Origin of the sequence: uncultured Campylobacter sp. (assembly GCF_947255105.1) — a bacterium.
Classification (GTDB): Bacteria; Campylobacterota; Campylobacteria; order Campylobacterales; family Campylobacteraceae; genus Campylobacter_B.
The window spans coordinates 1-6,148 of sequence record NZ_CAMYFP010000024.1; the positions used below are offsets into that span (position 1 = coordinate 1).

Genomic DNA, 6,148 nt, shown 5'->3' on the forward strand with positions numbered 1-6,148 from the left:
CTTCCAAAGAGGAACTTATGAGTCTAAAGGGCATTGGAGAGACAACAGCTAACAACATCATAGAATATAGAAAAGAGAATAAATTTAAAAAGATAGAAGATCTTCAAAACGTAAAAGGTATAGGTGCTAAAAAGTTTGAAGCTATAAAAGATGATATAAAGGTAGAGGGGAAGTAGATAATAATTAGTTTAGCTAGATGATAGTTAGCTAACTTTTACTAAATAACAGAGCTTAAATTTATCACTCTTTGTGATGAAATTTAAGCTTATTCCAACACTTTAACTTTTATTGGCTGTATTAAATTAGTTTAGCTTACAGCTTTATCCTCAAGCAAAACCTATTTAAATTTCAATGAGACTTAGAGTTTGTTATTGAGCTAATAAAAAAGTTAAATTTCAATGAGATAAGAGTTGAAATTTAACTAGGCTTTCTAATTTGCACTACTCTTAACTTTGGCATCATAAAACCTACTTATTAGTTTAAATTTCAAAGTAGGTAAAGTGGGTGAAATTTAGGTGTAAGTTATTAAATTTAAATAAAAATGGTTAAGCTTTAGTTTATAGATATTTTTTAAAAGATTGTGAGAGGTGGATCTAAAATGAGTATAAATTTAGACTTAGATTGGGATAGGGCAATGAGCGGTGATAAGTTTGAGAGCCAAATGCAGTTATTGTGCAGATCTGATAACTCGACTTATGAGAGAGAAAAATATTATAGATAAAACTTATAAAAACGATGACTTGTATAATTTTTGGGATTTAACAGATAAAATTTGGCAAGAATACTCCAAAGAAAAAACCTATAATGAGTGTGAAAAAATTCTAGCAGATGAGAGAGATAGGATTATAAAAAAATATAGATTGAGATAGGTATGTTTAGTTTTTATAACTTATATAAATTTGGATATGAATTTAAGGATTTAAAATAAATTTTCTCTTTTTACGCTATACTTTGATGTTTAGGAATGAAAATGAATATTAAAGAGCTATTTTTATCTATCAGTTTGTTGTTTGTTTTTGTTGGTTGTGCTGAAACTATTGGTGGCTATTCTGGTGTTTTGAACCAATATGACGCAATCTATGACAATCAAATATGTGATGATAAATTTGTAGAAGAGAAGATAAAGTCAAAAAGCGATTTGATTATGTGGTATGAGCTTGGAGCTAGCCATATGCGCAATTGCTTTGACTACAACAAAAGCAACTACTATTTAGATCAAGCAGAAAATTTATATCAAAGCGATGTTGATCTTGAAAATCAAGCTTTTAAGGCTACGAAAGCTGTTACAAGTGTCATTTTAAATGACAATATTGACTCCTACCGCGGCAATGTTTATGAAACTATCATGCTAAACGTCTATAAAGGGCTAAATTTCATGTCAATTGGAGACTTTAAAAATGCAAGAGTTGAGTTTAATAGAGCCTTAGATAGACAGCGCCGCGCAAAAGATAGCTTTAGAAAAGAGATTGATAGAAGAGTTAGCGAGCTTAAAAATAAAGATCAAGATATAACAAAAATAGCACTCAACCCAACATCGGTAAAAACTGTTACAAATCTCTACGATAGCGGGATTTTTGCAAATTTCAAAGCATATCCTGATTTTGTAAATCCCTTTGCAACATATATCTCAGCGCTCTTTTTTATGGCAGATAAAGACTATAAAAAAGCGAGATACCTACTAAAAGAAAATATTGCGATGGAGCCAAACAATCAAGTTTTCAAAGATGATTTTGCACTTGTCAATGCTCTTTTAAAAAATCCAAATTTAAAGAAAAAATACATTTGGCTTATTTATGAAAATGGAAAGTCGGCTAGAAAAAATGAGATGAGAGTTGATGTGCCTTTGTTTGTTGTAAGTGAAAATGTCCCATATATTGGAATGGTCTTTCCAAATTTGCAAGAGCAAAGCTCATCTTATCCATTTTTGAAGATCCAAAATCAAAAGACAAATTATGTCGCAGATATGGATAGAGTTATCAAAACTGAATTTAAAACAAAGCTTCCATTTATAATCACAAGATCTTTGATAAGGACTACGATAAAAACAGTTGCTACTTATAGCGCAACGAAAGAAGATGAGCTTTTGGGATTTGGACTTACCCTTTTTAGCGCTTTTACAAATAGAGCAGATATTAGAGGCTGGGTCTCTTTGCCTAAGAATTTCCAAGTTTTAAGAGTTGAAAATGATGGTTCGACTTTGACTATAACCTCGCCAGATGATAAAGTTATCACAAGTATATCAACTCCAAAAGATAAAAATATGATAGTTTATATAAACTCTCCTGTCATGGGAGTAGATAGTGTTCATAAAATATTATTTTAAAGGATAAAAATGAAATTTACAAAGTATATTGTTTTGGCTTTTTTGATTTTGTTTGCTGGTTGTGCTAGCAATCAGCAGGATGTTGGACCTAAAGTTACTCAAGATTATCGCATTCAATATGATGAGAAAAACTTGGGCAGTTGGCTTAAATTTCATGGTCTAAATGAGGCAAGAAGAGCCGATGGACTTATTGAGTTTGAGGCTTTGTTTAAAAATGAAAGCTCGTTAAATGGGCTAATTTCTTATAAGATAGAGTGGAAAGATGAAAATGGCTTTACTCAAAAAACAATTATGAGTAAATGGACAAAAACTCTTGTTGAAAGTGGCAGAATGTTGAGCATACACGGTATCTCACCAAGTATCAAATCACAAGATTTTGTTATCATTTTGCAAAAACCAACAAGCGATGATAAAAAACGAGATGATTCTTATCATAAAAGATATTCACATTAAGGAAAAAAGATGAAAAAAACAATTTATTTTACTTTAGCTGTTGCTGCTTTGATTTTTGCAGGTTGTGCAAAAGAACCACAATATATCGGCGATGGAAGTGGTTCGAGTGTGGCACCAGTTACTATGGGTATCGATAGAGGCGATTTTGAAAAGGCTGCTATGGAGGCAACTGAGAGCCTTCTATCAAGCGGCGCACTAAACAGACCGGGTGGTGGGAGATATGTTGTAGCCATAGATCAGGTTATAAACGACACAACTCAAAGGATCGATACTGATCTGCTTATCAAAAAGATAAGAATTGCTATGTTAAAGAGCGGAAAAGCAGTTGTTACTTCTGCTATACAGGTTGGAGGTGCAGAATCCACTCTTAGCCACTCTGTAAGAGATCTTAGAGATAATGATGAGATCAATCAAAAAACAGTAGCCAAAAAAGGCACAATGATAGCGCCAGATATGGGACTTAGCGGCAAAATCATCCAAAGAAATGCAAAAACACACAAAGGCGACCAGTTGGTTGAGTATTATTTTCAGCTAACTTTAACAGAGCTTGCTAGCGGTTTGGCATTTTGGGAAGATGAGATAGTTGTTGGAAAACTTGGCTCAAACAAAACAGTTAGTTGGTAATGATTTAAAGAGGTAAATATTATGTTTAAAAAACTACTATCATTAGTCGCAATTGCGACTCTCTTGCTTGGTGCAAATGAGTCAAATTTAGAGCCAGCAGAGGTGAGCGCAAGTGAGGTTGAGATGCAAAATTCTTTATCAGACTCCTCATCACAAGATGAAGATTCCCAGAGTATAGATCAATTTTTTGATGATTTTAGCAATGCACAAAGTATAGAGTATGGCGAAACCAAAAATGGAAGGACATTTTACAATGCCAAAGCAACAACTTTGGTTGGTGCAAGTGACGCCGACTTTGCAAAATCGCTAGTCAATGCATACAACAAGGCACTTTTAGAGCTTCAAGCAAAATATATAAGAGATAGTTTTGGAAGACAGGCAACTGAAACTTTGAAAAAGAATTTTTCAGATAACTCTACAAATGCAAAAGAGTTTGAAAAACTTCCACCTGAGAGCGCTTTTTCGCAGCTCCTATCCAAGGTCTCAACACTTGCTGGCGCCAAGCTTGATGATATGTTGTCAAAACTTGGTGTTGATGCCAAAAAGGGGATAAGCAGTGAGAGAAAAAAGGTTCTTTTGGCTGAAAATTTAGTTAAAAATATAAAAACTACAGCTATGGGGGAGATTTCTGGTCTTGTTCCTATTCAAACAGCAGTTGTAAAAAGTGGCTCTACTTACGATATAGGTATCATAGCTGTAATGTCTGAAAAGACAGTCCAAATTGCAAGAGATATGAAATTTAAAAGAAACTCACTCATCAAAGGTAAAGGAAAAAAGATAGCCGAATTTTTACCTACTACAAAAGAGGGTTTTTTAGATGAATTTGGCATTCGCTTGGTCTATGATGAAAATGGCTCGCCTGTTATTTTGAGTTATGGAAGGTGGGGTTATTTTAAAAATAGCTCAGATGAGTATATCAACAAAAGACAAAAAGATATTGCCCAAGAAACAGCTTCTCAAAATGCAGATGCAGCAATTGGTGAATTCATATCTTTAAGTTTATCGTTTCAAGAAAATAAAAAAACTGGCGAAGAGATGGAGCATGCCATAACACAGCTTATTACAAACGAAAGCACTAAAGAGAGCGAGAATGTTGCAAAAAATATCATCGATCAAACTACCAAAGAGATACGAGCAAATTCAAATCTAACCTTAAAAGGTATTAGAACTCTTAAGAGGTGGTCAGTTGTCGATAAAAACGGTATTGAGCATGTTGGAGTGGTGAGATTTTACTCTTATGCCAATGTTAAAAATACAAATGAGATCATAGATATTCAAAGTGGCAAAAAGTCTAGCCAAACAGCAAAACAAGAGGTTAAAAAATCAAATGATGTTTCAACCAAAAGTAAAATGGTAAATGATATAGATGATTTTTAAGGAAGATAGATGAAAAAAATAGTAGCTTTTTTGCTTATTTTTGCTGTTGGGCTTTGTGCCGAAGTTGTGACCAAGACTACAACGCAGAGTGCAGATGGCACAGGTAGCGGCTCTACAAGAGAAGAGGCTGTAAATAATGCCATAATTGAGGCTCTTGGAAAGATAGGTGGCGTAAAGATAGATAGCAACAAGCTCTTTGTGACAAACTCAGTTGCAAGTAGCGATGGAAATTTTATAAAAGATAGCTACTCATCAGGCATTAGCCGCGCTACAAATGGCAAGATAGATGGCTTTGATATAGTTGGCGTAAGAGAGGTTGGCGGCGGTTATGAGGCCGATGTTACAATCAAAAAAATCACAACATCGAAAAAATACAAAGCTCCAGGACTTGATCCAAACAACCGAAGAAAGATGGCGATTTTGCCAGTTTTTGTCTCACAAAATAGCTATGAGTTTTTAGGCGGATTTATGGGCTCAGCCTATATTGCCGAGCCTCTTACTCAAGCTATCATCAACCAAATGACACAAACTAGAAAATTTACAATCTTAGATAGGGCAAACAACTCTCAAATTTACGCAGTTGAAGAGGCTATTATAAAGTCTAAAAGTGCTAAAAAAGATGAGATTTTAAAACTTGGCAATGTTTTGGGGGCTGACTATCTATATGTTGTAAATGTGAGTGATTTTAGCGTTTTAAAAGACAGCGCGTCACTAACTAACAAAAATGCAAGCAGACTAAAAGCTACGATTGATTATCAAATAGTCACAATGGCAACTAGACAGATCAAGTTTTCAAAGACAAAAAATTTCAACTTTAACGTAAAAGGCTCATCAAATGGCGAGATTTTATCAAATTTAAGCAACAAAATCGCACAGAGCCTAACAGAGGATATCATCGACAATATATTTCCATTAAAAATTGCCGATCTTGTTAATGGCGAAGTTGTGCTCTCTCAAAGTTTAAGTGTTGGCGATGTTTATGAGGTCTTTTCACTTGGGAAAAAAGTTAGCGACAGCTACACAAAAGAGAGTGTTGGAAGAGTTGAAAATCTTGTGGGCAAAATAAAAATCATCCGCCAAACTCCAAAAATGTCCTACGGGCAAATCATTGAAGGAAGCGCTAAAAAAGGCGATATCTGCAGGAAAGTAGGTTTTGGTGGAGGTGAAGGCAAAGATACAGCTGTCAAAGTGGAACCAGGCGGAGGGGTCGTCTTGCCATTTTGAGCTTTGAGCTATTTGAAATTTAAGACAAATTGCGGAGTTGGCAATATTGCTAGCTCTGCTAAAATAAATTTAAATCAAAATAGGGAGCAAAAATGAAAGCTTTAATACAAAATTTAAAAACCAATGGCTTTGAAGTTTTGCAGGCAA

General features: G+C 34.4%; 7 protein-coding genes. All 7 read left to right on the forward strand.

Annotated features, from left to right (window positions below):
* The coding region (locus tag Q0X52_RS07740; RefSeq protein WP_297576623.1) for a helix-hairpin-helix domain-containing protein at window positions 1-176 on the forward strand (176 nt) is incomplete at its 5' end.
* A gap of 465 nt (window positions 177-641) precedes the next feature.
* Window positions 642-869 (forward strand): hypothetical protein, encoded by a 228-nt coding sequence (locus tag Q0X52_RS07745; protein WP_297576615.1) that lies wholly within the window; start codon window positions 642-644, stop codon window positions 867-869.
* Window positions 870-970: 101 nt separating this feature from the next.
* The gene (locus tag Q0X52_RS07750) at window positions 971-2,323 is read left to right on the forward strand and encodes a hypothetical protein (protein WP_297576617.1); all 1,353 of its coding nucleotides are present in this window, start codon (window positions 971-973) and stop codon (window positions 2,321-2,323) included.
* Window positions 2,324-2,332: 9 nt separating this feature from the next.
* Window positions 2,333-2,776 (forward strand): DUF1425 domain-containing protein, encoded by a 444-nt coding sequence (locus tag Q0X52_RS07755; protein ID WP_297576619.1) that lies wholly within the window; start codon window positions 2,333-2,335, stop codon window positions 2,774-2,776.
* A 9-nt stretch (window positions 2,777-2,785) separates the two neighbouring features.
* The gene (gene lpoB / locus Q0X52_RS07760) at window positions 2,786-3,400 is read left to right on the forward strand and encodes a penicillin-binding protein activator LpoB (protein WP_297576620.1); all 615 of its coding nucleotides are present in this window, start codon (window positions 2,786-2,788) and stop codon (window positions 3,398-3,400) included.
* A gap of 21 nt (window positions 3,401-3,421) precedes the next feature.
* Window positions 3,422-4,777: a DUF6844 domain-containing protein gene (locus Q0X52_RS07765; RefSeq protein ID WP_297576621.1), complete on the forward strand. Its 1,356-nt coding sequence runs from the start codon at window positions 3,422-3,424 to the stop codon at window positions 4,775-4,777.
* A 9-nt stretch (window positions 4,778-4,786) separates the two neighbouring features.
* Entirely contained in the window at window positions 4,787-6,001 is a 1,215-nt protein-coding gene (locus tag Q0X52_RS07770; RefSeq protein ID WP_297576622.1) for a hypothetical protein, read from the forward strand.
* The last annotated feature ends 147 nt before the right edge of the window (window positions 6,002-6,148 follow it).